Source organism: Larkinella rosea (assembly GCF_003858635.1).
Classification (GTDB): Bacteria; Bacteroidota; Bacteroidia; order Cytophagales; family Spirosomataceae; genus Larkinella; species Larkinella rosea.
Window position 1 is genome coordinate 180,348 of the sequence record NZ_RQJO01000017.1, and the last position, 26,497, is coordinate 206,844.

21 protein-coding genes are annotated in these 26,497 nt (G+C 49.8%); 11 read left to right on the top strand and 10 right to left on the bottom strand.

The features are described from left to right. Window positions 1-28 precede the first annotated feature (28 nt). The 4 genes from EHT25_RS31990 to EHT25_RS32005 all read left to right on the top strand — a co-directional run bounded on the left by EHT25_RS31990 (window position 29) and on the right by EHT25_RS32005 (window position 7,525). On the top strand, window positions 29-3,610 hold the full coding sequence (locus EHT25_RS31990; protein ID WP_124879530.1) for a hypothetical protein: 3,582 nt from the start codon (window positions 29-31) through the stop codon (window positions 3,608-3,610). 26 nt (window positions 3,611-3,636) lie between these two features. Continuing rightward, on the top strand, window positions 3,637-4,905 hold the full coding sequence (locus EHT25_RS31995; RefSeq protein ID WP_124879531.1) for a hypothetical protein: 1,269 nt from the start codon (window positions 3,637-3,639) through the stop codon (window positions 4,903-4,905). Between the two features lie 117 nt (window positions 4,906-5,022). Then, window positions 5,023-6,432, top strand: a complete 1,410-nt coding sequence (locus EHT25_RS32000) for a WG repeat-containing protein (RefSeq protein ID WP_124879532.1) — start codon at window positions 5,023-5,025, stop codon at window positions 6,430-6,432. Between the two features lie 223 nt (window positions 6,433-6,655). Continuing rightward, complete coding sequence (locus tag EHT25_RS32005) at window positions 6,656-7,525, top strand: WG repeat-containing protein (protein ID WP_124879533.1); 870 nt, start codon at window positions 6,656-6,658, stop codon at window positions 7,523-7,525. Here the strand turns inward: EHT25_RS32005 and EHT25_RS32010 are convergent. Genes EHT25_RS32010 through EHT25_RS32020 form a run of 3 tightly spaced genes read right to left on the bottom strand, consistent with a single transcriptional unit; the run spans window position 7,522 to window position 9,432 of the window. After that, complete coding sequence (locus EHT25_RS32010; protein WP_124879534.1) at window positions 7,522-8,229, bottom strand: hypothetical protein; 708 nt, start codon at window positions 8,227-8,229, stop codon at window positions 7,522-7,524. The genes EHT25_RS32005 and EHT25_RS32010 overlap by 4 nt on opposite strands. A 13-nt stretch (window positions 8,230-8,242) precedes the next feature. Then, window positions 8,243-9,085, bottom strand: a complete 843-nt coding sequence (locus EHT25_RS32015) for a hypothetical protein (protein ID WP_124879535.1) — start codon at window positions 9,083-9,085, stop codon at window positions 8,243-8,245. A 14-nt stretch (window positions 9,086-9,099) separates the two neighbouring features. Beyond that, the gene (locus EHT25_RS32020) at window positions 9,100-9,432 is read right to left on the bottom strand and encodes a PKD domain-containing protein (RefSeq protein ID WP_124879536.1); all 333 of its coding nucleotides are present in this window, start codon (window positions 9,430-9,432) and stop codon (window positions 9,100-9,102) included. A 221-nt stretch (window positions 9,433-9,653) separates the two neighbouring features. Between EHT25_RS32020 and EHT25_RS32025 the strand changes: the two genes are divergently transcribed. The 3 genes from EHT25_RS32025 (at window position 9,654) to EHT25_RS32035 (ending at window position 14,259) form a co-directional block, all read left to right on the top strand. Continuing rightward, entirely contained in the window at window positions 9,654-13,376 is a 3,723-nt protein-coding gene (locus EHT25_RS32025; protein WP_124879537.1) for a PAS domain S-box protein, read from the top strand. 17 nt (window positions 13,377-13,393) lie between these two features. Then, a complete protein-coding gene (locus EHT25_RS32030) occupies window positions 13,394-13,789 on the top strand; it encodes a RidA family protein (RefSeq protein WP_124879538.1) in 396 nt (131 codons plus the stop codon). A gap of 134 nt (window positions 13,790-13,923) precedes the next feature. Further along, window positions 13,924-14,259: a winged helix-turn-helix transcriptional regulator gene (locus EHT25_RS32035; RefSeq protein WP_124879539.1), complete on the top strand. Its 336-nt coding sequence runs from the start codon at window positions 13,924-13,926 to the stop codon at window positions 14,257-14,259. A gap of 58 nt (window positions 14,260-14,317) precedes the next feature. Here the strand turns inward: EHT25_RS32035 and EHT25_RS32040 are convergent, their stop codons facing one another. Beyond that, window positions 14,318-15,139 carry an outer membrane beta-barrel protein gene (locus tag EHT25_RS32040; protein WP_124879540.1) on the bottom strand — a complete coding sequence of 274 codons (822 nt, stop codon included), beginning with the start codon at window positions 15,137-15,139 and terminating at the stop codon, window positions 14,318-14,320. A 213-nt stretch (window positions 15,140-15,352) separates the two neighbouring features. Here EHT25_RS32040 and lysM point away from each other — a divergent pair, with 213 nt between their 5' ends. The 3 genes from lysM (at window position 15,353) to EHT25_RS32055 (ending at window position 17,943) form a co-directional block, all read left to right on the top strand. Then, entirely contained in the window at window positions 15,353-15,826 is a 474-nt protein-coding gene (lysM, locus tag EHT25_RS32045; RefSeq protein ID WP_124879541.1) for a peptidoglycan-binding protein LysM, read from the top strand. Window positions 15,827-16,134: 308 nt separating this feature from the next. Continuing rightward, window positions 16,135-16,872, top strand: coding sequence for a hypothetical protein (locus EHT25_RS32050; RefSeq protein WP_124879542.1), 738 nt, complete (start codon window positions 16,135-16,137; stop codon window positions 16,870-16,872). 189 nt (window positions 16,873-17,061) lie between these two features. Continuing rightward, a complete protein-coding gene (locus tag EHT25_RS32055; protein WP_124879543.1) occupies window positions 17,062-17,943 on the top strand; it encodes a hypothetical protein in 882 nt (293 codons plus the stop codon). 83 nt (window positions 17,944-18,026) lie between these two features. Here the strand turns inward: EHT25_RS32055 and EHT25_RS32060 are convergent, their stop codons facing one another. Next, complete coding sequence (locus tag EHT25_RS32060) at window positions 18,027-18,392, bottom strand: VOC family protein (protein ID WP_124879544.1); 366 nt, start codon at window positions 18,390-18,392, stop codon at window positions 18,027-18,029. A gap of 336 nt (window positions 18,393-18,728) precedes the next feature. Between EHT25_RS32060 and EHT25_RS32065 the strand changes: the two genes are divergently transcribed. Further along, on the top strand, window positions 18,729-20,651 hold the full coding sequence (locus tag EHT25_RS32065) for a tetratricopeptide repeat protein (RefSeq protein WP_185731560.1): 1,923 nt from the start codon (window positions 18,729-18,731) through the stop codon (window positions 20,649-20,651). Window positions 20,652-20,738: 87 nt separating this feature from the next. On the opposite strand, the gene rny is transcribed toward EHT25_RS32065, so the two are convergent. From rny to EHT25_RS32090, 5 genes are all read right to left on the bottom strand, one after another. Beyond that, complete coding sequence (rny, locus tag EHT25_RS32070) at window positions 20,739-22,310, bottom strand: ribonuclease Y (protein ID WP_124879545.1); 1,572 nt, start codon at window positions 22,308-22,310, stop codon at window positions 20,739-20,741. A 144-nt stretch (window positions 22,311-22,454) separates the two neighbouring features. Further along, complete coding sequence (locus EHT25_RS32075) at window positions 22,455-22,748, bottom strand: cell division protein ZapA (protein ID WP_124879546.1); 294 nt, start codon at window positions 22,746-22,748, stop codon at window positions 22,455-22,457. Window positions 22,749-22,813: 65 nt separating this feature from the next. After that, complete coding sequence (locus EHT25_RS32080; protein ID WP_124879547.1) at window positions 22,814-23,173, bottom strand: hypothetical protein; 360 nt, start codon at window positions 23,171-23,173, stop codon at window positions 22,814-22,816. Between the two features lie 73 nt (window positions 23,174-23,246). Beyond that, window positions 23,247-25,679: a phenylalanine--tRNA ligase subunit beta gene (gene pheT, locus EHT25_RS32085; RefSeq protein WP_124879548.1), complete on the bottom strand. Its 2,433-nt coding sequence runs from the start codon at window positions 25,677-25,679 to the stop codon at window positions 23,247-23,249. 163 nt (window positions 25,680-25,842) lie between these two features. Next, entirely contained in the window at window positions 25,843-26,466 is a 624-nt protein-coding gene (locus EHT25_RS32090) for a DUF1684 domain-containing protein (protein ID WP_124879549.1), read from the bottom strand. Window positions 26,467-26,497: the final 31 nt, after the last annotated feature.

The following is a 26,497-nucleotide window of genomic DNA, read 5'->3' on the forward strand; positions in this document are numbered from 1 at the left end:
AACCCTCTTTGACTCTTGAACTCAACTCATGGCACATATTCTCAGAATTGATAACGACCCCAACGTCAGCCAGCAGAACCACCAGGATTGGACGGGTTCGCACACCGGCTTGACGGGAAACCGCATTGAACACATTCCTGATACCCTTTCCGGCGCAGCTGGTGGGGCGGCCGGGGCTGCGGCCAAAGCCGGAACCTCGATTCCGTCGCCGTTTGCGCGGCTTTATCTGTTCGATACGGCGTTTCGGATGGTCAAAAACAACCAGCTTCCCCGCGAACTGTCGTTGTACCACGTGCTGGTTTCGCACGCGCTCGACATGCTCGAACTCCTGTTTCAGGCGGGTAACAGCGCGGATTTGACCTACCGGGTCTGGAACCGGCAGGAACGGCTGGACGCGCTGCGTAAGAAAGCCAATCCATCAAGTACGGTTCGGCATGCGCACCAGATTCTGGCCAAAGCGCTGGAACTGGATTTCCGCAATGAACTCGGTACCATTCAGCAGTTTACGCTCATCTATTACAAGGGCGCATTGCTGGGCGGAACGTCGCCTTTGTCACTGGTTTTTACCTCGCCGAACTGGGAGCAGGAACGCCAGAATAAGTTTATCGACCCGCCGAAAAGCACGACGGGCCGGATGCTGTTCCAGAATGAATATGTGCCGCTGCACGAACGCGACACGGCTTTTGTAACCTATCTGCGAAGGCTTTACGACCAGTATAAAGATTATTTGTCGCCCAAAGGCGGTTTTTCGGAATTCCTGTACAAAGCGTTTTTCGACAACGTCGTGCAACTGCCGGTGGAAGCCAACACAACGCTGGCGAATTTTGAGCCGATTCAGATTGGCGGAGAAGGCAATTCGACTTTGCAGGTGTTGCCGGGGCTAATGCTTTATAAAGTCCGCGAAAACGATGTGCTGGACGACATCGAAGAGAACAGCGATTTTGTCATGCAGCCCACGGTTTCGTATTACCAGCAGGAGTCCCGCAACGGGGCACCGACCAATGTGCGGAAACCACTGGCGCTGGCGTCGCGGATGGATGTGGCCGGGCGATATGTGAAAAATACAAACTGGAATCCGCAAACCGTGATCATGCGTTCGCTGCTGAACAACCTCAGCGAGGGCGGTTTGCTGGCCGAACGGTATTTGCCGGGCGTCGATAACGTGCGGTATCCGTTTCTGACGACGGATGATTTTCTGGAGGATTTCCTAATTCAGGTTCCGTTCAAGATCAATAACAAGCGGTTTTTTACCGGAACGATTGGTGAATGCGAGTTTCTGCTGCCCATTCGGAAAGAGTATTTCAATTTCTTCCGGATTGAAGATGTGCAGAAACAGTTCGCTTTTTCGTCCGAACACCGGGGAACGGACAAGATCATTACGGCCACGTTGCGGATTCCGATCCGGAATAACCGTACGATTGAGTTCCGGAAAGAATACAATCTGGCGCGCTCGGAAACGGTGATCGATTTCCGGGCCGGACTGGCGTTTTTCCCGTTCTACCGCGTAACGGTGCCGGATCTGCAACACCTGAACCAGTATCACGTCATGCTGGCCGACGTCAGCGATCCGAACATCGGTTTTCGAGCCACCAACTCGGTGCAGTTTTACGAACTGGCGAACATCATTGCCGGAAAACCGCTCAACGTACCGACGCCCGAAGCGCGTTCGCCCAAAGTCGATCCGCTGCCCGCGTCGTATTTCTACAAAGTGCCGCAGGCGTTTGACGTGATGGAAATCCGGCTGGAGCGGGGCGGTATTCCGTACCGGGGGCTGGTGCTGCCGCAATTCACGCTGATTACGGAGAAAGGCTATAAGAATTTCACATTTGCCATCGACTTCGGGACGTCCAATACGCACATCGCCTACACCGATGCCGCGCTGGGCGATGTGGAGCCGAAAGCCCTGACGGTGAGCGACCAGAATACGTCGCTCGACAAGGATGAACTGCAAATGGTGCTGTTCAACAAACCGTATGAGGGCTACGAAGCGCAGACGATTTACGATAAATACGAAAAACGGGTTAGTTTCGGCGGCATGGTTCAGCTCGACCAACTGGTTCGGCGCGAGTTTATTCCGGCCATCATCGGCAAAGAATTTGGCTCGCCGTTTGCCTTTCCGCTGCGGACGACGGTTTACGAAAAGAGCGGTTTTACCGACAGCACGAACAACCTGTTTTCCAAAGTCAATCTGGGCTTTAACATCGACCTGGAAGAAGGCAGCACGGGCGTCAACCACTACGTCACGAACCTGAAATGGTTGTTTGAAAACCAGCCGACGGATACGCTGAACCGCCCCCGCGTTCGGGCATTTTTTGAAACGTTGTTGCTACTCATTCGGAACAAAGTAATTCTGAATCAGGGGAATGTGCAGCAAACCGCCATTGCCTGGCTGGCTCCGTCGAGTATGCGGGCCGTTACGGAAGACAATCTGGTGCACGAGTGGGAGCAGGCGTTTCGGAATGTGTTTGGTTCAACGAATAACTTCCGTGCCAAACCGGTTCCGGAGTCGCTCGCGCCGTATTTTTACCTCGTTAAGAACGGTGTGAAATCGTTTGCCGATACCGTGAATGTGGACATTGGTGGTGGAACCGCTGATATTATGTTGTTTATGAAGCAACAGGGCCGGTATCTGAACACCTCGTTCCGGTTTGCCGGTTACGACATCTGGGGGGGCGGTCTGGACGAACAGGGGCACCCGTCGCACCGGAAAGACAACGGGTTTGTCAAAAATTACCTGGCCTACCGCCGGACGCTCAACCAGTCGCCCGCGCGGGAGGATTCCATTCTGGATACGTTCGTCAATAAACCGGAACTGACGGCGGAGGACATCGTCAGTCTGCTGTTCAAATACGATAATCACTTCAAGTTTACGCAGTCGATTCAGGACGGAAAACCGGCCTTACGGATTGTGTTGTATCTGCATTATAGTGCCATTGTTTACCACCTGGTTCAACTCCTGGAATCGCACAACCTGACCTTGCCGCGCTACCTGACGTTTACCGGTCGGGGCAGTCAGTATCTGGCCATGCTGGGGTCGCGTTCGCGGCTGATTCAGTTTACAAAAATGCTGTTCAAGGCCTATTCCAACCAGTCGATTCCACCGGATTTTGAGGTAATCCTGTCCGACAATCCGAAGGAAACAACGGCCAACGGAGCGGTTTTGTACGAAAATGCCGGTGGCGAAAAAGCCCAGTACGAAAACCGGGAAACTACCTGTTACTGGGGCAATGAACCCGAAACGCCGGAGGAAGGACAGGAGCCAAAGCCTCAATTCGCCTTTGAATACCGGCGGACAAAAATCGGGGAAGTCAGCCCGCAGCGGGAGTTTCACCACTCGGTTTTGCACAACATGAAGCGGTTTCTGGAACAGACCCTGCTCGACCGCGACATTGCCTATTTCCTGAGCGAATACAACATTCAGACGCCCGAACGGTACGTCGAATACCTCGTCGGTTCGGATATTACGCGCGGAGGACGGCTCTACGATAGTTACATGCTGGCCCGAATGGGTTTTGAACAACGACCGAATGATGCATTGGGCGAAACCTATTTCTTTCTCCCTCTGAAACACGCTTTGTACGAGCTGTCAAAATACATTGCCGAATCGTAATGACCATCTAACCATCGACTCAACGGATGATTTGTCAGACTGCCCGCTGGCTTTTGCTGTTTAGCGTTTTGCTGCTAACCAAACCGGCTTTTGCCCAACTGGACGCCGACTATCGAAAAAAACTCGATCAGGCTGCTTTTCAAATGATTAAGGCCACGGCCGAGTTTCTGGCAACGGATAAACAAACGTTTCCGGAGGTTCAAACTGCTCAGTGTACTTGTGATGAGTATGCCGGTCTGAACGAATTTATTGCGAAAAATAAGCTTGTCGGGGCGGATAAACTGGTTGAAGATGCCCGTCGGCGAGCGGCTCAGAATTTTGCGCAAATCAATCAGCCGCGGACGGCGCTGGATGAAATCAAGACGTATTTGGTTCAGAAAGTGGCTAGTGGTGATCGGGCAAGCCGTCAGCAATTACCGGGTTATAAAGCCTACGAAACCACTCTTACCGACCTCGTCAACGCAGCAGTAACGCCAGGCACAACCCCTACGGCAACCGTGCAACCGGCTGAAACCCCGGAGCCGACAACCCCGGCGGACACGGCCGAAAAAACGCCAACACCAACCACTTCAACTACGCAATCAAACGGAATTTCTATGGATAGTTTTGCACTAATTTTATCAATTCTAAGTCTGGCGGGAGTGGCCTTTCTGGCTTATGTCGTGCTAAAGGACCGGAAGCCGGAACAATCGGCCCGGGACGTACAGTTTGACTCACAATTGGCAAAACTGAATGATCGAATTAGTAAACTGGAGGTTCGAAAAAACCAGACAAACGAGACGTTTCATTTGAATTCGCAACTTGAAGCACTGGAGCGGGCGGTCCGGCAATTGGAACAAAACCGGGCAGAAAAATCGGGGGCTCCGGTGGCCAAAGTTCCGCTGGAAGTGATAGTGCCGATGCAGGAAGCCCCGGGCGAGGCTGAAGTTCCGACGCGACCGGCGAATCGGTTTCGTCCTACGCCCGTTTTGCCCACAAAGCCAACCGCTTTCTATGCCCGGACAGCGGATTTGGGCGACGGTTTTAGTGCGGGCGGTTTGTTGACAACGCCCGAACGCGATACGGTTTTTGACATTAATCTGCAAAATGAAACGCAGGCTACGTATCAGGTTTCGGAAAACGCCGATGCCCAGCGGCTGGCGTTGAGCGACCCGTATTCCTACCTCAACGACGCCTGTGAATACCTGACACAACCAAACCCAAACAGCCGGATTCGTACGGAACAGCTCGGTCGGTTAACGCTTCAGGGGGACAAATGGAAGATTACGGAAAAAGCAAAAATTCGTTTTATTTAGTAAATTAATACCGGGTCCGGAGTATGTGGTATCAAGTCAATAGAAAATAGAAATATTCTGATAATCCATTAAAGAGCAGCCGGTATTCGCTACACCAAATAGGTATTTACGGGCACAATGACACTGGAAGAATTACGGGATCGTATTAAAAATGAGGTCGTTCTGTATGAGGGCGAACTAGCTGACTGGCAATGGCGCCAAAAGGGACTCGTGGCAGATGCCAGTGAGTTGGGAATCACCGACTTCACCCGATTAGTGAATGACATCAGCCGTCAGGTAAACCGCGATTTTGGTAAAATTCTGGACCTGAAAAAGAAGATTGTAACCGTTGCGCTGCAACGGCAGAATAAGTTGACGGAAGCCGATGTCAATCAGTTCGTTATCGAAGCCGAGCGCGTGCAGTTGTCGCGGACTTTTGTGACGGAACAATGGATACCGGCTATTCTGGAAGCCCTACCGGTTTCTTCGACTAATCGGTTCGAACCCCCTTCCGTTACGGCTGGGGCCAGCGCGGTTTCGGCAGAAACAAAACCGCCGACTCCCGTCATTCCGGACCCACTTCTTGCCGTTGATAAGGTTGAATCGGTTCGGAAGAAAATCAAGAGTATTTTAGACGACTACGACAAGCATATTCAGGCCCAGAGCCTGAAATTTCTGTTTAAGGCCGTTGATTACGACGAAACCGCGCTGGCGGAGGAAATACGGCTTTATTTGTCGGAGAATTTTTACGCATCAGTCAACCCTCCCCGGGGCGCTACACTTAAGGAAAAATTGATTTCGACCGATTGGCGTCACCTGAGCTGGTGGGAAAAGGAGCAGCCCAAGCCAAATCCAGAACCGGCGGGTTACGTTAAAACGCCAACGGGCTATGCGTCACCCGCTGCCGCTGCCAATAACGGGAACGGTCAGACCAGCCGAATGGCGGAGAGCGCATGGACACCGCCGGATCGTCCGCAGCCTGTTCCACCTCAGCCGGTGAATTTGCCGGAGTCGTCCAAAAAAAGCAGTTTTTCGGATGCTGCGTTGATTGGCCTGGCCATTTTGTCAGCTCTGGTTTTGATCTGGGTGGTGCTGCGGATGACGCGTGGGGGAGATGCTGAACCCGAACCTGAACGGAAACGCCCCAAAACGCACACCAGCATTGAGCAGAAGAAGGGAAAGTCGGTTGAGTCGCAAAACCGCACTAAAAAGAAAAAATCTGCCAGGGAGAGTTACGCTCCTTCGGATGTGGGTGAAGACACGGAGTTCCGGCCTGCTGGTGAAAAAAAACAGTCGGGAAATACGGAGAAAACCGGATCGAAAAAAACGCAGCCATACGATCAGGTTGATGATGCCGTCGGTGAGTTTGGGTTGCGGGCGGCCCGGAAAGGGCGCTTCTGGGGGTATATCGACGATCGGAATAAATGGATAATCGAGCCCCAGTACGACCTGGTAACTTCCTTCAATAACGGAAAAGCGAGCGTCGAACTGGATGGTATTCAATTTTTTATTGACCGATCTGGAAACCGGATTCGGGAGGATAACTAATTCAGAACTAAACGAATAACCGTCAGGCATAAAAAATTGCTGAAAAAAAAGAGTAATTTGTCATTGCCGTATGATCAAATTAATAAACAGACAAAATGCTGTACGGTTCTTTACAGGACGAAGGCAACCGCTCACCTAATTAATTATGATGAGAATTTGACTTTTTGTACCTTTTGGAAGTCTAAAAAGAATGGGGTACTTCGTTTATTAAATTAAGCCTGAAATGATCGATACCATTCGTCAAAAAATTGAAGAAGTTTTTGGGCCTGATAACCAGCACGTTCCAGCCGACGTGATCAATCGGTTATTTGTTGCCACGTCCTACGATGAAGTTGCCTTAACGCAGGAAATCATGGGTTACCTGCTCGAGCATAATTACGAAGCGTTAAAAACTCCCAAAGGTCAGTCGTTGCGGGAACAACTTATTTCGACGGATTGGCGGCAAAAAGAGACCAAAAAATGGGCTTCTGAACCCTCTCAACCACATGCCATGCCGGCAACTTCCAGTGCGCCGGCCCATCCCATTCAAAACCGGCTGGATCAATCGAATCGGGTATTGATTGTATTTGTTCTTCTGATTGCCAGTGTGTTGTTATGGCTCTGGAACGGAAAACTGTCTGAAATTGACAACGGAGCTGGCCAGATTGACGCGACCGAGACGGAATCGGAATACAGCGGCTCCTCTGTTCAAACCAGAGAAACGCTGCAACGTCCGAATACCGGTACATCCCCGAAAAAAACGGCTCTTCCGCCTGCCTCTCAGAAGGCTCTTGAGAAAAATAACAATCATTTAATTTCAGCTGTTTCGACTGCGGAGCAGCTTCCGGTTGCCCCGGTTTTGGAGTCGCCCGTCGCGGTTACCGGTTCCAAAGTCAGCCCCTATGATTCAATCGATAACCACGTTGGTGACTTTGGTTTGCGAGCGGCCCGGAAGGGAGGGAAATGGGGGTATGTCAACCAGAAAGACCAGTGGCACATTGATCCGGTTTATGACGACGTGACGCCATTTTTAAATGGAAAAGCCACCGTGGTGCTGGATGGACAGCAAATTGTGATTGACCGGGATGGTGCCCGGATCCGGGATGAGAGCTAACGGGAAGCGGCTCCGGAACTGATCATTAAATTTTGAAAAGTTGTTCCGTCAGTGGTTGTTACAAACCCGATTCCCGTTCCCTGATACTGTCGAAACTGGTACGGGCTTGTCGGTATTTCGCGTCCATTCAGGTAAAAATGAATCTGATCGGTTTTCTTCCGAACAGTCAGTGTATTTTTTGTCGCCGATAGCGGTATTCCGGCTGGCACATAATCCCCCCGCATGTAAATGGTGTAACTCAGGCCGTTGATCACGTACTTGACCGACACCTGATTTTTGTTATTGATCCGAAAATGACAGTAGTTCAGTGAGTCTTTGACGCCCAATAGTAAACCCGCATCGGGAATGATTCCGCTCGGACCGGCCAGGTCCACCTGCACCATAAACGTATCCAGTTTGTTCAGATCGAACGTTGGTGGCAGCTTGATGATACTCTGCCCGGATGCCGGAGAATTGCTGGCCTGTTTATAGATGTGGTACATGTTCTGGGAAATATCGTACGAATAATCTCCCTTTCGGCCAATGAGCCAGCGGTTTCGGTTATCACTGAAGTCTTCGGTAAACAACCGGTTTGAGGCCGGTCCCGAAGTTTTCGACTTGATTTTGACGTGCACCCACGAACCTGAAGCCGAATAGACGCCCACCTGTGCCAGACTCTCACCGAACAGTGCAAGCAGAACTCCCAAAATCATTGCGAATCGCATCCTATGTCAGTCGTTAAAATTTGTAGTTGAACACCGCTACCGGAGCCCCCGATTGAGCACCCAGCCGCAGACTCACCTTGGGTTCAGCGGTTTTCATGCGTTCTTTCTGGTTACGCATGCCCTTGATAAACGTCGCGACAATATCGGTTACCCAGATGGCACCGGAAAGTCGGGTAGCCAGGTAGTAGCGGTGGTGATGGGTGTTGGCCCGGTCGTAATAGGGTTGTGCCGTTGTGCGACTCCGCTGCTGTTCGTAGAGTGTGTACTCATCCCGTGATTTTTTACGCTCCACCAAACCGTAGATCATTAGGCCGTAACAAGCCGCCGTCACCCCGAGTCGGTGACCGATTATGGGTTTGGGCGATTGCACAAAAATATTGCCGACGCCCGGAGCCACCACGGATAACAAGGCAAATTCGGGTCCGCCGGGGCGGTATTTTTTCCTGGGCAGGGTATCGATAACCGTTGTAACCGCTTCAACGGGTTTCCGTCCGTTGACGGGTGCCACTTTGACCAGAATGGTCGCCCGGATATTTTCATCCAGTTCCACGCCATTTTCCAGGGCTTTCCACAGAATGCGACGATTGGCTCCCGGTTGCACCTCCTGGCCCCAGTCACCCGAGATAAACCGGGCCGAGGGGCTTAATAAACCGGTCGATTGGCCACGAATGCGAATAAAAACCGAGTCAGCAGGTTGGTTACCCGCAATATCGTACAGGATTTCGACTGCCGATTCGTCTGTTGAGTTCACGCGGATATTGGTTACCGTGACCTGACTAAAAGCCGGAAAAGTATAGATCAGGAAGCAAAAGAAAAGCAGTGGTTTCAGCCAGGTATGTGCGTAGTGCTGCTGCATAGCGGAAAAGAAGACTAATTGGTGACTGAAACCTGGCGTGAAATCGTGAACTTATCGTCACACTGATTGGCGAGCACCATCGTTACGTTGTAAGTGCCGGCTTTCGCATATACCGCCGTGAATTGCGTACCGGAGCGATTGCGCCCGTCGCCCAAATCCCAGCCAACTGCGCCAATATCGCCTTTCTGATTTTCGAGATAAAAAGTAACTTCCAGTTTCGTTGCCGAAAAGCCGATGGAGCCCTCCGGTTTTTCACAGATCGGGAAATTCTTCTGATCCAGATCAAAAGGTTCGCAGGCAGAACAGCACAGGCTGATCAATACCAACGCAATAAAGACTTTTATCATGAGTAGGCAATAAGCTTGCGAAACTAATCAAATTCACCTTAACGTACTTCCAAAATAATGCCATTCCGACAACCAACCAAACGTTTAGCACATTGCCCGTATTTTTTTGTAAATTTATCCAGTATTGCGAACCGGTTTCGGTAAATCCAGTCGTGAATTACTGGTTCGAAATGGTTGAAAGTCAATGGTTTATCTGAGTTTCCAAACACCCACACGTACGAATGTCCTCGACAGCGAAAACAAAAAATGAACTACTGGCCGAAATTCGACGGCTTAGTAAGGAAGTAGATATTCGAAACTCCCTGGATGGAATTTCACAACCGCAGCCAGCGTCGGTTTTTGACGTCAGCAAAACGGTTGATCAATTAAATCTGATTGGGTTAACGATTGAAAAAGACGGAACTGTAACGTTTTGTAATCAATATACGCTGCGAATTACTGCCTGGCAACCCACTGACGTGATCGGGAAAAATTTCTTTGAAATTTTTATTCCGGCAACTGAACGGGTGCAGATGCAACGCGATTTTGACGAGGCCATCGAGCGGGGCGGTTTGGTCGACCAGAAAGAGATCAACTTGCTGGCCAAGAGTGGGGCCGTGCGTAATGTTCACCTGAATTCATTCATTATCAATACTGTAGCTGAGCATTCTGCCGTTGCCTCATTTACAATTATTGGTGAAGACGTTACCAACAAAAAGCGGGTAGCCTCGGCTTTGTCCTATTCCAACTCGCAATTGCAGGACCTGGTCGACAACACCAGTGACCTGATTCAACTGGTGACGCTCGACGGCAAATTTATGTTTGTCAACCGGGCATGGCGCGAAGTGCTGGAATACAGTTCCGACGAAATTGCCTCACTAACCTTGCAGGACGTTTTGCACCCGGATTATGCCGAAAGTACGCTGATGCGTCTGCAGCGCGTTCGGGATGGTGAGAAATTTCCGTATTTCGAAACGGTTTTTCAGAGTAAAAAAGGCAAAACCGTCTTTGTGTCGGGCAGCGTCAATTGCCGCTACGATCAGGGAAAACCGACGGCTTACCGCTGTATTCTGCACAACATTACAAGCCGGATACGCGCTGAAAAAGCACAAAAGCTTTATTATAGCATTGCCAACTGGACGCTCAATGCGCCCAATTTGGATGAGCTCTACCAGAATATTCACGATGAACTGAGTAACATCATCGACGCCCGTAACTTCTTCATTGCGTTGTATGATCAGAGCAAAAGCTTTCTGTATTTCCCGTATTACGTCGATGAATATTTTACAGGAATGCGGTTTACGAAGCGGAGATTGGGCAACGGGTTGACGGAGTATGCTATTCGGGCCAACCGGCCACTGTTTCTTTACGAACAGGATATTCAGCAATTAGCCGACACCCAGAACCTGTACTTATACGGTCAGATTCCGAAAGCGATGCTCTGCGTTCCGCTCCGGATCGGCGATCGGATTACGGGGATCATTGGCGTAAAAGCCTATGATAAAGCCGATACGTACAACATCCGGGATCTGGAATTGCTGGAATTTATTTCGGGGCAGGTGGCGCTGGCCATTGCCCGCAAACAGGACGAAGCGGCCATTAATAAACAAACCGCGCGGCTCAATGCCATTTTTGACAGCAGTTCTCACCTGATCTGGTCGGTCAATAAAAGCTTTCAGTTGACCTCGTTCAACCGCAATTATACCCGCCTGATCGAGAATCAGTTGGGCGAAATACCGCAATTGAACGTAACAACCGAGAAACTGGGCTGGCGAATCATTGGCGCCGGAAACCGGAAGCTGCTGGAAGAAAAATACCGCCTGGCATTCCGCGGGTTGCCGCAAACGGTAGAACTCCATTTTCAGACCACCAAAGGGGAAGCCTGGCTGGAAGTACACCTGAATCCGATTCTGCTTTCGGGGGGCGTTATCGAGGAAGTCTCCGGAATCGCCCGCGACATTACGGCCCGGAAGCGGACCGAGCTTGAACTCCGGGGAAGTGAAGAAAAATTCCGGGGAATTTTCGACAATTTACAGGATATCTACTGTCGCGTTGATCGGGAAGGTCGCATTACGATGATCAGCCCGTCGGTGCTGAAACGGACGGGATATACCCCGGAAGAAGTGCTGGGTCAGCCCATTACCGATTTTGTCGATAAGCAGGACATTCGCCGGGCGCTGGTGCGGTTGATTCGGAACAAGAGCCTTCGGAACTTCGAGGCAACGCTCCACCGCAAGGACGGTTCGGTCCGGCAGATTATGCTCAACATGCTGACCCTGAACGACAAAAATGGTCGGGTCGATGAGGTAGCCGCACTCGCGCGCGATATTACCGAACTGAAACGCAACGCCCAGGAATTGATGAAAGCCAAAGACGAAGCCGAACGGTCGCTGAAGGTGAAGGAGCGGTTTTTGGCCAACATGAGCCACGAAATCCGAACGCCCATGAATGGCGTAATCGGGATGATCGATCTGCTGAACGATACGCCCCTGGATCGAGATCAGAAGGATTACGTGCTGACGATCAAAAAATCGTCGGAAACGTTACTCAATATCCTCAACGATATCCTTGATCTGTCGAAAATTGAAGCCGGGAAGATGGTTTTGCACGATGCGCCGATCCGCCTTCAGGAGGTTTTCGAAAAACTGGTGTCGCTGTTTGGCCAGCAGGCCAGCGTAAAAGGCAACAAACTCAGTTATCACCTGGCCGACGATCTGCCCAAATATGTCATTGCCGATCAGACGCGTCTGCTGCAAATTCTGTCCAATCTGACCTCCAACGCCATTAAGTTTACCGAAAATGGGGCTGTAACCGTACGGGCCACCCTGGTGAGCAAAAAAGGCAAGTTCAACCGGATTAAGGTCGAGGTCAAAGATTCGGGCATTGGCATTGCCAAAGACGATTTGGGCCTGTTGTTCAACTCGTTCAGTCAGGTAGAAATGTCGTCGCGCAAGTCGTTCGGAGGCACCGGGCTCGGTTTAGCCATTTCAAAAGAACTGGCGGCTTTGATGAAAGGCAGCATCGGGGTGGAGTCGGTTGCCGGGCAGGGGAGTACGTTCTGGTTCACGATCGAACTAAAAGAGACGCTGATCAGTCCGACCAGCCAGAAAGCCGATCAGCCCGAAATTTCCCTGCAAAACGTCTTCACCGACCATAAACCGTATCTGCTGTTGGTCGACGACAATGCCGTAAACCGGAAAGTGGCGACCGAGATTTTGAAAAAATCGGGTTGTGAGGTTGAAACGGCGTCGAGTGGTCAGGAGGCAATCGATAAAGTAACGGCGGCCATGCAGACGAACGGAAAACCGTATGAACTGATTTTTATGGATATCCAGATGCCGGATATGGACGGCGTTGAAACGACCGTGAAACTCCGTAGCCTGTTCGGAACACAGTTGCCACCGGTTATTGCCATGACGGCGTATTCCATGAAGGAAGACCGTGACCGGTTTTTGAGTCAGGGCCTCGACGATTACATTGCCAAACCGATTCGCGCCCAGAGCCTGATTGCCAAAGTAAAAGAAACGGTGGACGCCCGGCAGGAATTCCGGGAAGCGGCCCAGATGCGCTCGAAACAGCTGGAAACGATTCGGGAGCCGGAAATGCCAATGATTGACAACGAAATTATCGGTCAGCTTGAACAGGTTGGGGGCTGGGATCTGGTGCTGTCGATTTACGAAGATTTTGTGATCGAAGCGACCACACTCGTTCAGGAGTCGCTGCAGGCCTTTTCCATCGGTGATGTACCGACCGTTAAAAGTCATCTGCATACGCTGAAGGGAAGTGCCGGTACGATCGGCGTCGCCCGCATTGCGCAGGTTGCCCGCGAAGCCGAAGCGAAACTGAAGGTGAGTGACATCAGTTCGCTGGCCGACGACTTGCAGATGCTGGATAAGGAATTTACCGTATTTTTAAACGAGCATAAATCCGCATTGGATAGATTGGTGGCTGAAAAAGCCGGATAATGAAAGCAAATTAATTTATGTCGCAGCGTCAGCTTATTTCTTCGGGTACTCCCTGGGAGCCCTTGGTTGGTTACAGCCGCGCCGTTCGGGTCGGCAATCTGATTGAAATTTCGGGAACCACCGCGATGGATGGGGACGAGCTGGTAGGAAGGGGGAATGTGTATGAACAAACCCGGTTTATACTCCAAAAAGTCAGTGCAATTCTTGCGGAAGCCGGGGCAAGCCTGTCGGATGTGGTGCGTACAAGGATGTACGTTACTGATATTTCGCAGTGGGAAGACGTCGGAAGGGCACACGGTGAGTTTTTCAGAGATATTCGTCCGGCGGCTTCGATGGTGGAAGTCAGCGCCCTGATTTCTCCTGATTTGCTGGTTGAAATAGAGGTTACTGCGGTTTTGCGCCCTGTTGGATAACTATTTTTTAAATTGCTAATCATTTTGTAAAACGCGTTCGGTGGATTGATTTAAAAGCTTACTTTTGCATAAAATCAACTTTAATAACCTACTAATCAGTGTGTTACCCACCAATAGGTAAGTAAGCATAACGAATGACACCGGAAACAAAACAAACGAGCGAAGAGATTATTACTACCGAACTGATTATCAAGAAGGCTGTTGAAGTGATTTGCGGGAAATGGCGAATGATAATTATTCACCTGCTGCGTGAAAAAGTCCTGAGATACGGAGAAATTAAGCGTGGCGTACCCGGAATCAGCGAAAAGGTGCTGGTTCATGAATTGAAGCAGCTCGTTGAACTGGGAATGGTTGAAAAGGAGTCATTTGGTGAAGTGCCCCCCCGGGTCGAATATCGGCTCACTGACAAAGGGCGCACGATTTTGCCGGTTATTGATCTGCTGAGAGAAGTAGGCCGGGCTTTTATATGAGGTAAGACCGCTCGGACGCAGTTAGGGCAAGGTCTGCGTCCGAGCGACAGTTCTTCAATCAGAAATTGACCAGTTTATACCCCAAGGTTAGCGTGGCATACCCGACAAAACCGGTGATTCCGCTATCATTGAACACCCCTCCAATGGGCAAACCGTAGCGAACGTCGACTTCCAGTCGTTTCAAAAGCGTTAGTCCGGCTCCCACTTCGATCCCAAAATTGAAATTTTTAACCTGTAAAATACCGGCCTGTTCCGCATTGGTCAGATCAATTCGGTCGGTGATGTTCGTAATGGTGTAACCCGGAAAATTAATGCTGGCGTTGGGCCCCACGATTCCGGAGGCATTCCGAATCGCTTCAGCTTTGTGCGTAAACAGAAATGTTGGTCCGCCATACGCGCGCCATTTGCCTTCCTGCCACTCTTTTCCCACATAAACGGGAATGGTAATCGTGTTCAGTGTTGATTCAGAAGTGGTGTTTAAGCTGGCAAACAAGGTTCCCGGCGGAAGATTGATGGGCAAACTAACGCCAAATTCCGTTGCAGCAGTGACATCAATGCGTTCGATGGGCGCTTTCTGCTTTAAAAAGAGCGTGGAATAATTTACTTCGGCCTGAAGGAAAAACCGGTCGGACTTTTTTCGAATCCAGACGCTCCCCAGATAACCGACACCAATGCCGTTGTTGGTATTTCGAATGCGGGGCACTTCCGTACCCTGCGCCAGCGATTGGGTCGGAATAACGGCATACCCGTGGCTAAAAGTTGCTCCCCCTCTGATTCCCAGTTCCGTTGTGCTTTGCGCCTGAGCGGTTAATGCGCCCAGAAAAACAAGGCAAGTAAGCCCCCAAAAATTCATTTTAAAAAATAGGTTTGGTTGTTTCATTGTCGCTCCAATTGAACGCAAGAACGGAAAACTCCGTCAAGTCAAAAATAGAATTTCAACTATTTTATGGATAATTGATTACTTACCGATAATTTGAGCGTCTAAAGAAGGATTGTGAAACCGACTCGACGGACTATTTAAACAGTTCGCGGCATTCGCAGTTATTCTATTCGAACCCCAATTCATCGTTAACTAAATCAAACTCACAAATCCATGGGACTGCTCAGTTTTTTCAAAGGCGTTGGCGAAAAAGTTTTCGGCCAGGAACACACCGCTCCGGCTTCCGAACCGGCCAAAGCTGCCGAAGTAGAACCGCTGAAAGCCAGCGCATTGCTCAACCACGTGAAGCAGCTTGGCCTGTCGTATAAGAAACTGACGGTCAAAACCGCTGGTGATACCGTCGTTTTGGAAGGTCAGGTGGCCAGCCAGGAAGATGCCGAAAAACTGGCGCTGGCCGTTGGCAACGTCGAAGGCGTTCATCAGGTCGATAACCGGCTGGTGGTGGATACGCCGGAACCGGAAGGCCAGTTCCATACCGTCGAATCGGGCGATACACTGTCGGCCATTTCCAAGAAAGTGTACGGCGACGCCATGAAATACGGGATTATTTTCGAAGCCAATAAACCCATGCTGAAAAGCCCCGACCTGATTTATCCGGGCCAGGTGCTGCGGATTCCGAGGTTGTAATTACAAAACCATTTTCAGAAAGTACGAAAACCGCTTCGCAAGAGGGCGGTTTTTTGTTGGATTTTACGAAATTTGCAGAGCTTGTATTGCTTGATCAAACAATATTAACTTTACAATTGACCATTTACCTTTTTCGATCATTGCCGATATAGTCGTAAAGCTCCTGTCAACACCACATTTTATCGTTTTTACGCATGAAAACCGTAGTTCGTTTTTTTCTAATACCTCTTTGGTTACTGATTATTTTCACTTCCTGTACGGTGCAGGATCATTTACGGCCACAGCCAGGAAATCCGTATGAAAACTGTTTGATCACCAGAATTCGGGATGTGCAGAAAATCAAGCTGGGGCCTGATTCGAAATTAAAAGTGGGTGATCCTTTTTTGGATTATTTACCCGAAGTAGGTCCGATCAGTGAAATCATTGAGGTCGATGGTCAAAAATATGCCCTGGGGCCTTTGTCTGACCTGATTGACGAATTCAAGTATGATTCGCAGAAAAGAGTAACTGAGCATGTGCATATTCTGACAACCGCGAAGGGGGCTGAAGTATATTCGTATGAATATCCGTCGCCTAACCAATTGATTCAGAAGTACGTGCACGAGGGGTTTCCTACCCAATCGGGAACAGTTACGTATCAATTAGACAATGAAGGCTTGATTGACCGGACGAAAGAATCCTTTGTCTCCGGTGATTATTTTGGACATTATTCCTACGGAGGAAATCCTGCCAATAACCCGGTTTTTAAGAATAATCCGTCGGTATCAGAAGGAACAAATCCAATAACCGGGAAATACACTTCTATCGTGGAATTTGATTTATCAAAACCCAATTTGCCGAATCCCGTTCCGTTTTTTGGTAAAACCGATTTGAATCTTCCCCTGAATTCAACATTAACTTATGAGACGTATATACCCAAAGTTGTTGGAGTTGAACATCGGTATACATTTGATAGTCAGGGAAAAGTAATCAGACGAATTACAATAAACACCTACGATAGCGATAAAGGCGTAACCGTTACGGAGTACGAATATAAATGTCAGTGAGAATGGTTATCAAATGCTGAGGTATCTAAGGTAAATACTGCAGATTCCCGGCTTATAAAAATTGAGTGTTTTGAACTGGCGGCTCCGATTGGAGATGTCCCTTACTATTTAGAATGACTTACCCAGCGTATATCTTTTCTTAATTCTTGACGTCCTAAAATAAATTTCTGTTTACAACCAAAACCATCGATGAAAAAAATTAACCGAATCGCCATTCTAATAATTAGTGTATTGATAGTGTTCGAATCCTGCTCCGTGCAGGATCATTTACGGCCCGCAGCATCAGATCCGTACAGCAACTGCTTACTGATTCAAGATTACGATATTGCGATCATCAAAATTCAGCCGGATTCGAAATTAAAAGTGGGCGATACCCATCCAGGTCCTTCTGGGTTTGGTGAAATCGTTGGCAAAGTCACCGAAATAATTGATATAAACGGGCAAAAATATGCACTGGCGCAAGGCGGTGTTGGTGGGAATGACTATGGATACGATTCGCAGGGAAGAGTGAGTCATTATGTGACGGATTATTTTTTAGAAAGAGGTGCTCCAACTTACGACTACGCGTATGAACCGGGCAAAATCATCGAAAAATACCAGAATGCTGGTTTGACACCGGTTTATACAACCACATATACCCTGAATGAGTACGGACTTATTCCTGCGAAAGACGTTACGTACGATAAGGACGGGTATGAAATTGAGCGTCGCTTCCTGATTGATTACGAGGGGACAACCGGGTACACCAAAAAAACGATCCTGGATGGAAATGTAGTCAAAACCGAAACGAAGGATAAGAGTGGTGAATACTTCACAACGTATGAATATGATCTAACTAAACCGAATCTACCCAATCCACTTCCGTTTCTTGGTAAAAAAGATCGCAATCTCCTGATAAAAACGACGACGGTTTATACCAAAATAGCTGATTCGTCCACATCCACGAACTCATCGATTGAGTACCGCTACACATTTGACGGTGATGGAAAAGTGATTCAGAAGTTCGCGATATCTACGTATGATGGGAAGCAAAATGTATCGGCCCGGAGTTATAAATACAAATGCCAGTAACGGATTTGAATGGATGCTTTACCAAATACAAAACGCCTTTTACAAATGACTTGTAAAAGGCGTTTTGTATGCTATCCTTTCATTTATTCCACCTTGAAATGCGGGTTTTCAATAATACCCAGCACATTCCCGAACGGATCTTTCACACTAGCCACTTTGATGTCTTCGCCTACTTCCTCGATGCCGGAATGCACGCTGGCGCCGTGGCTCATTAAATGCTCCCAGGCCTTTTCGATGTTCGGAACACCCCAGTAGGTGATTGTACTGCCATCAGACGGTTTTGCCGCCGGGTCCAGGCCTAACTCGTAGCCACCCACTGAAAAACCCACGTAAAATGGTTCGTCAAAATACGGTTTTACTCCTAAGATCGTTGAGTACCACGTTTTTGCGTAGGTTAAATCGGGTGCTGCGTAAATAATTGTCCGCAGGCCCAGAAAAGCGGATGCCATAGAAAACAGTTGAGTTGCCCATACCAACAACCGCCGGATGGAAATGAAATGGAAAAATAACAAAAAAGATTAAATAGCACGTATAGAATTTCTTTTCCGGTTTATAACCTTTCCGGGAATGAGACAATTAGTGGCTTTATCATTTCCATGGATCGTATTCAGGTTGGACCCGGCAAGGTATTTGCGGGAATAGTACCAACTGGATTCGGATTTGCTCATTCGTAGCTATTGATTTTTGATGGAATCTTGCCAATTTTACACACAAGTTTTCAGTAGCAAAGTTGTTTCGCAAAACAAATAGAGAATTGCCGTTAAAAACTGACCTGCCCTGTTCGTATGTCTAAAAAAAATCAGTCCTCATCGGGTCAAAAACCGCTCATTCGTCCGACTGCCGGGGGAGGCAACAAGCCTGTTCCGCGTCCGGCAACTACCCCGGCCCGGCCCGTAAGTGCACCGGCCAAACAGCTACCCCAGGCCACCCCCGAACCGCTCCCTGCCCAGCCGATTCAGTGGGTCTGGGCAGGGCTGGTTGCCGTCGTTGGATTCGCTTTATACATCAATACGTTTAATCACGGGCTGGCACTGGATGACATTGCCGCCATCACCCAGAATCTGTTTGTCCAGAAAGGAATCGAAGGTATTCCCGACCTGCTCAAGACGGAATTCTGGCACTTCAGCAATATTTCGCTGGGCTATTACCGCCCGCTGGCGCTCATTACGTTTGCGCTGGAAAAAGAATATTTCAACGCCGATCCGCACATCAGTCACATCATTAATGGGATTGTGTACGGCATCACCGGTTTTTTTCTGGTGATCCTATTGCAGAAATGGATGCCGGGCCGCGTGGTTCTGACCACCCTGATCGCGCTGTTGTTCATGGCGCATCCACTTCATACCGAGGTAGTTGCCAACATCAAAAGCCGGGATGAAATGCTGAGTTTCCTGTTCATCACGCTGGTCATGCTGACCTACTGGAAGTACCTCGAAACCCGGCAAATCGGCTGGATCGCGTTTTCGGCATTCTGGATGTACCTCACGTACCTGTCCAAAGAATCGTCGCTGGTGGGGCTGGGCCTGATCGTCATCATGCAGTATACGTTTGCCAGACGTAATTTCTGGCAGTCGCTCCTCAGCATCTGGCCGTATCTGCTGGTGACGGCGCTGTTTTTCTGGCAGAAAAAGGCGATGATCGGCACCTTAAGCGGAAATCCCCCGGTCGACTGGGCCAACTACCCTTACGCCCTGCAAAACACCAAGTTCCTGACTACGTTCAAGTTTTTTGCGCAATACCTGCGGTTGCTGATTTTTCCGCTCCACCTTTCCTACGACTATTCCTATGATGTCATTCCGTCCGGTAAGCTGAGCGATTGGGAGACCTTGCTCGGTCTGTTTTCCTTTGGCGGGCTGGTCTGGCTGGCCTGGAAAGGCTTCTGGAATCGGACGGTGTGGGGTTTTGGACTCACCTGGATGTTTATTACCATGACACCGGGCCTGGGTTTCGTGTTGTTCCGGGGCGGTATTCTGGCCGAGCGGTTTTTGTATTCGCCGATTCTGGGGTTCGTCATTGCCGCCATCGCCGGGCTGGATCTGCTGCTGGTCAAGCGAATGAATCTGTCCGAGCCGATACCGGTATTGAAACGATACGGAGTTCTGATTGGTCTGTGTGTGGTTGTTGGTGGGTTATTTAGTTTTCGAACTGTGGTGCGCAATGAGGACTGGAAGGATAACTTTACGCTCTTTAACAGCGGTCTGGATTATGCGTCCAACAGTTGTCAGGTAAACCGCCACGTGGCGAATGAGTGGATCAACAAGTGCGCGGAAGAGAAAGATCCGAAGCAAAAACGCATTTATTTCAATAAAGCGATCTACCACCTGAAACGCTCGACGGAGATTTACCCCGGTTTTGGCGAAGCCTTTTTCTCGATCGCCTATTCGTACCAGAAGCTGATTCCCAACCGGGATTCGGCGGTCTATTACTACAAACAGGCCATTCGGGCGTCTTCGAACTACGCACCCGCCTACAACAACCTGGGCGTCATTTACCAGGGCGAGCGCCGGTATCACCTGGCGTCTTATTTCTACAACATGGCGATGCTGGTCAACCCTGCGTATCAGGACGGCAAAAATAACGCGAATATTATGAAGACCCAGCTGGGGTTGGATGTGAAGATTTTACCGGATAGTTTGAAAAACGAAGCGGTTTTGCCGGGCACTCCAATGCCTACGGCCGTTCCGGCACTGCGGTTTCCGGTGAGATAAAATTACGGTATTCGGTTTACAGTTTACGGGGGCTGACGCGAGCGAAAAAAAGCAAGCGTCAGCCCCCGTAAACTGTAAACCGAATACTTATTTTGCGTAGGCGACCGAACGCATTTCCCGGATAACCGTAATTTTGATCTGGCCGGGATACTGCATTTCTTTCTCAATTTTCTGCGAAATATCGAACGACAGCGTGTTGGCTTTTTCGTCGGATACATTCTCGGCATCGACCATGACGCGCAGTTCGCGACCGGCCTGAATGGCGTAGCACTTGGTCACGCCCTGAAAGTTCATGGCCAATTCCTCGAGTTCTTTCAGTCGGCGGATATACGACTCCATCATCTCGCGACGCGCGCCAGGGCGTGAACCCGAAACCGCATCACAAACCTGCACAATGGGCGAAATGAGGGTTGTCATCTCGATTTCGTCGTGGTGCGCACCGATGGCATTGCACACTTCCGGGTGTTCCTTGTATTTCTTCGCCAGTTCCATGCCCAAAACCGCGTGCGGCAGTTCGGCTTCTTCCGGCCACACTTTACCGATGTCGTGTAAGAGTCCGGCACGTTTGGCTAATTTGGCGTTCAAGCCCAGTTCGGCAGCCATCGTAGCGCACAGCTTGGCTACCTCGCGGGAGTGCTGGAGCAGGTTCTGTCCGTAGCTGGAGCGGAACCGCATCCGGCCAATCATCTTGATCAGTTCGGGGTGCAAACCGTGGATGCCCAGGTCGATCACCGTCCGTTCGCCAATTTCGACGATTTCGTCTTCGATATTCTTGCGGGTTTTGGCCACAATTTCCTCAATCCGGGCGGGGTGAATCCGGCCATCCTGCACCAGCCGGTGGAGCGAAAGACGGGCAATCTCACGCCGTACGGGGTCAAAACCGGAAATGATGATCGCTTCCGGCGTATCGTCTACGATGATTTCAACGCCCGTGGCGGCTTCCAATGCCCGGATGTTCCGGCCTTCGCGGCCAATCACTTTCCCCTTGATGTCGTCGCTTTCGATGTTGAAAACCGATACGCAGTTTTCGATGGCATGTTCCGTCGCCGTCCGCTGAATGGTTTCGATCACCACTTTTTTGGCTTCTTTCGTCGCCGTCAGTTTGGCTTCTTCCACGATACTTTTGACATAGGAAGAGGCTCTGGAATCAGCTTCGGCTTTCAGCGCATCAATGAGTTGGTCACGGGCCTGATCGGCGGTCAGATTGGCAATTTTTTCCAGAGCTTCCACCTGTTGCTGCCGCATGCGTTCGGCTTCTTCCCGGCGTTTGCCGATGGCTTCCTGCTGCTGATCCAGTTTCGCTTTCTGCTGGTCGAGTTCGGCTTCTTTCCGTTTGCTTTGATCGGCCTGTTGCTGGAGCTGTTGTTCGCGTTGTTTGAGTTTATTTTCGTTGGTAATCAGAATGTTCTTTTTCCGGTTGGTGTCTTCTTCAAACTCAGCTTTCAATTTCAGGTACTTTTCACGCGCTTCCAGAATGCGGTCTTTCTTGATATTTTCGGCCGTCAATTCGGCATTTTTGATAATCTCCGCCGACCGTACTTCGGCATCTTTCTCACGCTGGGCAAACAGGCGGCTCAACAGCTTCCTGCCAATGTAGATGCCCACTGCTATCGAAAGCATATCCGACAGGAGCATCACCCAGAAATCAATTTTATTCATGGTCCGTAGACGTTTGTGTGAAAAATATAGTTTTCACAGATCCCTACAGTACCGAAAAAGAAGCGGGCCAACTGCGGAGCAGTCAGCGACAGAAGTGTACGGGGAGAAGGTGGTTATCGCGTTTGGTTTTCTACTTTGTGTCAATTAAGTAGTTAACGTCGAGTCAATTAACTCGTCTAAACGGTTTATCCGTTGTGTTATCTTTTCTTGCAGCACCGCTTTTTCAGTGCGCGCTTCGAGCCATCTAACGGTATTCATGACGGCAATAACCGCCAGAATGTCCACATCGTCGCGCTTTTTCTTCTTATTTTTCTCCTCCAAAAAACGTTCATTGACGAGACGTCCGGCTTCCCGGGCGGTTTCTTCGTCTTCAGGAAGAACGCTAAGCGGATAGTTCCGGCCTGCAATTCGGATATTTATTGACAATAACTCTTCCATCCGTACGGCTTGTCCAACCGGCACTGAAAACGCTACCGGCGCTTTCGGTTTTCCGATAATCTGATTTATGACAAGTCACTTAAATAGGCAATGCAACGATCCAATTCTTCGATGTATGCCGTCAACTGTTGCTTCAATTCGGCAGTAGTCTCTGCGTCATTGTGTTTGTTATTTACAATCTTAGGAATATTTGTTGGTTTTGAAAACTCTTTTGGCGAATTATTCACCATTTTTTCCAATTGCCTCAGTTGATTTTGCTGTTTTGTTACTTCAATGGCCAATTTTGTACGTTCCCGCTCCAGTTCCGCTTTCTCCTGTTCCAGCGCAATAATGCGTTGCCGACCCGCATGAACCATCTCGACCAGGCGGAATGCCTTGTCCTCGAAAGAGTCCATTTGTGACAAAACCGGCAGTGTCTCGCTCATGACTGGTTTACTATTGACCGTTTGAAATTGACTGATTGCAACTGAAAAATCAAGCAGTCCCCAGACTTCTAGCCTATTTTCTGATAATTGCCCCCAGCTCCCGTTCGAATGCCGACATCAGTCGATTCATTGTTTTATCGATAACCGTATCGTTCAACGTTTGAACCGGATCCTGCAAAATGAAACTGACGGAATATGATTTTTTGCCTTTCTCCAGGTTCTCGCCTTCGTACACATCGAAAACGTTTAGATCCCGCAGCAGCTTCCGTTCGGTCTGGAACGCCAACCGACTGATTTGCGCATACGTAACGCCCGTGTCCAGCACCAGCGACAAATCGCGCCGAACTTCGGGGAAACGCGATACTTCTTCAAAAACAACCTTGCCGTTGTACAACTTCACCAGATACTGCCAGTCGAAATCGGCGTAAAAAACCGGAGTCTGCTTCAATTCAGCCAATCGGGTCAAACCGGCTTTCACCAGCCCCAGTGTAACAACCGGTTTTTTATTCACCAGCAACGTCAAGCCGTACTGGAAGATAGCTGGGTCAGCGGGCTGGTTGTCAGTTACTTTTACCCGGAACGAAGTCAGCACTTTCTGAACAACCCCCGCGAGGTCATGGTAGGTGAGTGCTGTGTCCGCAGAGCGTTGATTTCCGGTGAGCCAGCTTTCCGATTGCATGCGTCCGGCCATCCAGATTCCCAGGTGGGGACGTTCGTAAAAACGCTCGCCGTCGCGGCTGTAGGTTTTGCCAAACTCAAAAATTTTCAGGTCTTTCTGCCGACGGTTGATGTTATACACCAATGTTTCCAAACCGGAAAATAGCAGGGTTTGCCGCATCACCGACAGCTCTTCACTCAACGGGTTCAACAGCTTGACATCCGCCTGTGGCAAGGTGTCCCGAATGGCGTCGTGATATGCCGGCCGGGTCAGCGAATTGCTGAGGGTTTCGTAAAAACCGTTGGCGGCCAGCAACTGACTGGCGCGTTCCTGCAATTGATCCGGGTCGGTTTCGGGAAACTCAGAAAGAAAATCCGACGACAGGTGATCCGAGAGCGGCACGTTATCGAGTCCGTAAATCCGGAGAATTTCTTCGATGACATCCACTTCCCGCTCCACATCGACGCGGAAAGGCGGAACCGATGCCGTGAAACCCAGCTCGGTCTGGTTGCTGACCCGAATGTCCAGACTTTCCAGAATCCGGCTGATTTCAGCGCGGTCGATCGGAATACCGATCAGTCGGTCAACGTTTTTGTAGCGAATTTCAACCGTGCGGTCTGAAACCGGGGCAGGATAGAGGTCAATAACCGACGAGCTAATGGTTCCGCCAGCCACTTCCTGAATCAGCAAAGCCGCCCGTTTAAGCGCAAAAACCGGCATATTCGGGTCCGTTCCCCGTTCGAACCGGAACGACGCATCGGTTTTCAGGCCGTGGTGCTGCGACGTTTTCCGAATCCAGGCCGCGCTGAAATAGGCCGATTCCAGAAAAATCCGGGTGGTCTGGGCGTTCACGCCCGATTTCTGGCCACCAAAAACGCCCGCAATGCACATCGGTTCAGCAGCATTGCAAATCATCAGGTCGCTGGCCGACAATTTCCGCTCCACGCCGTCGAGCGTAACGAACGGCGTTCCTTCCGGTACGGTTTTGACAATCACCTGGTTACCCGCAATCTGATCCGCATCGAACGCGTGAAGCGGTTGCCCCAATTCGTGGCAAACGTAGTTCGTCACATCGACAATGTTGTTGATCGGATTCAACCCAATGGCCCGCAGCCGTTGCTTCAACCAGTCGGGCGACTCGCCAACGGTCAAACCGTCCATCGTCAAACCGGTGTAGCGGGGCGCTCCGTCCGGACTTTCAACAATAACTTCAATCGGTAAACTCGGGTTGTCGATTTGAAACCCTTCAATCGAAGGCCATTGAACCGGGCGTTGTAAAACCGCCTTCAGATCGCGGGCCACACCGAGGTGCGAAGCCGCGTCGGCGCGGTTGGGCGTCAGTCCGATTTCAATCTGATAGTCAGCTTCCAGCCCAAAATACCGGACGGCAGGGGTGCCGTTCGGCAGGTCAGTATCCAGGACCATCACACCGGCGTGCGAGGTTCCCAAACCAATTTCATCTTCCGCGCAAATCATGCCTTCGGAAGCCGCTCCCCGGATTTTCGCTTTCTTAATCGTAAACGGTTCTCCGCTCACCGGATAAAGCGTCGCCCCCACCAGCGCAACGACCACTTTCTGTCCGGCCCGCACGTTGGGGGCTCCGCAAACGATGTGCAGAATTTCCGGCTGACCTGCATCGACCGTCGTCAGACTCAGCTTATCGGCTTCGGGATGCTTTTCGCAGGTCAGCACTTCTCCGATCACAACCCCTTCCAAACCGCCCGGAACCGACTCTATTTTTTCAATACTTTCAACCTCTAAGCCCGTGTCTGTCAGTATTTTACCGACATTCTCGGGGCTTTCACTCAGGCTAATCAATTGATTGAGCCATTTATAAGAAATCTTCATAGATCAACTGGAAATGGATTGCAAAGATAACTAGGATTACGGTGAATTTTAATGATGATGAATGATGAATTATGGATGATGAGAGATGAAGCCAGGTTACCGTGTAGTAATTCATCATTCATCGTTGCTCATTCATCCTGAAAAATCATAGTCATCACCGTAATCACTGGTCATATTTTTCGCCCGCCCGGACCTCCACCGGCAAGGTGTTTTCGGCTGGCGGCAGCGGACAGGCGTATTCGTGGTTGTAGGCGCAATAGGGGTTGTAGGCTTCGTTGAAATCGATCAACAGGCGGTTTTCCTTCGCATCGTCGGGTTTGAAGTCGAGGTAGCGGCCCCCGCCGTAGGTTTCCTTACCGCTGGTTTTGTCTTTGAATAAAACCGACAGTGTATTGTCGTGCTTGAGCACCAGCAACCGGCAGACTTCATCGTGCAGCGTAAAAACCGCATGAGCGTATTTCTCATACACTTCTTCGCTGCCATCGGTTAATTTAACCACCACTTTTTTTCGGTCGGCGAAGGGCTCCAGCCGGGCCGAAACCCGGTAGTTGGGGTCGGGATTGAAGTAGATCAGGCTTTTGAATTTGGATTTATCGGTGTAAGGCGATTCTGTACTGGTTCGGAAAAATTCATCTTTCTCCTTTCGCTTCGTTGCCATTTCCGTCCGATACGTTTCCGGATTGGTCACGGCTGGTGAATCGGTATTTCCGGAGTCGAAAAAGGAGAAATAAATGATCGCCAGTAGAATCAGAAAGAGACCCACCAGCAAAAAACGGTTCCGAGGCATAGGGTTGACGGTTTAAATCGTGAAATTACGG

Bases quoted from the DNA above. Each gene is read 5' to 3' on its own strand.
- EHT25_RS31990 (WP_124879530.1), top strand. From the start codon at position 29: ATGGCACATATTCTCAGAATTGATAACGACCCCAACGTCAGCCAGCAG.
- EHT25_RS31995 (WP_124879531.1), top strand. From the start codon at position 3,637: ATGATTTGTCAGACTGCCCGCTGGCTTTTGCTGTTTAGCGTTTTGCTG.
- EHT25_RS32000 (WP_124879532.1), top strand. From the start codon at position 5,023: ATGACACTGGAAGAATTACGGGATCGTATTAAAAATGAGGTCGTTCTG.
- EHT25_RS32005 (WP_124879533.1), top strand. From the start codon at position 6,656: ATGATCGATACCATTCGTCAAAAAATTGAAGAAGTTTTTGGGCCTGAT.
- EHT25_RS32010 (WP_124879534.1), bottom strand. From the start codon at position 8,229: ATGCGATTCGCAATGATTTTGGGAGTTCTGCTTGCACTGTTCGGTGAG.
- EHT25_RS32015 (WP_124879535.1), bottom strand. From the start codon at position 9,085: ATGCAGCAGCACTACGCACATACCTGGCTGAAACCACTGCTTTTCTTT.
- EHT25_RS32020 (WP_124879536.1), bottom strand. From the start codon at position 9,432: ATGATAAAAGTCTTTATTGCGTTGGTATTGATCAGCCTGTGCTGTTCT.
- EHT25_RS32025 (WP_124879537.1), top strand. From the start codon at position 9,654: ATGTCCTCGACAGCGAAAACAAAAAATGAACTACTGGCCGAAATTCGA.
- EHT25_RS32030 (WP_124879538.1), top strand. From the start codon at position 13,394: ATGTCGCAGCGTCAGCTTATTTCTTCGGGTACTCCCTGGGAGCCCTTG.
- EHT25_RS32035 (WP_124879539.1), top strand. From the start codon at position 13,924: ATGACACCGGAAACAAAACAAACGAGCGAAGAGATTATTACTACCGAA.
- EHT25_RS32040 (WP_124879540.1), bottom strand. From the start codon at position 15,139: ATGAAACAACCAAACCTATTTTTTAAAATGAATTTTTGGGGGCTTACT.
- lysM (WP_124879541.1), top strand. From the start codon at position 15,353: ATGGGACTGCTCAGTTTTTTCAAAGGCGTTGGCGAAAAAGTTTTCGGC.
- EHT25_RS32055 (WP_124879543.1), top strand. From the start codon at position 17,062: ATGAAAAAAATTAACCGAATCGCCATTCTAATAATTAGTGTATTGATA.
- EHT25_RS32060 (WP_124879544.1), bottom strand. From the start codon at position 18,392: ATGGCATCCGCTTTTCTGGGCCTGCGGACAATTATTTACGCAGCACCC.
- EHT25_RS32065 (WP_185731560.1), top strand. From the start codon at position 18,729: ATGTCTAAAAAAAATCAGTCCTCATCGGGTCAAAAACCGCTCATTCGT.
- rny (WP_124879545.1), bottom strand. From the start codon at position 22,310: ATGAATAAAATTGATTTCTGGGTGATGCTCCTGTCGGATATGCTTTCG.
- EHT25_RS32075 (WP_124879546.1), bottom strand. From the start codon at position 22,748: ATGGAAGAGTTATTGTCAATAAATATCCGAATTGCAGGCCGGAACTAT.
- EHT25_RS32080 (WP_124879547.1), bottom strand. From the start codon at position 23,173: ATGAGCGAGACACTGCCGGTTTTGTCACAAATGGACTCTTTCGAGGAC.
- pheT (WP_124879548.1), bottom strand. From the start codon at position 25,679: ATGAAGATTTCTTATAAATGGCTCAATCAATTGATTAGCCTGAGTGAA.
- EHT25_RS32090 (WP_124879549.1), bottom strand. From the start codon at position 26,466: ATGCCTCGGAACCGTTTTTTGCTGGTGGGTCTCTTTCTGATTCTACTG.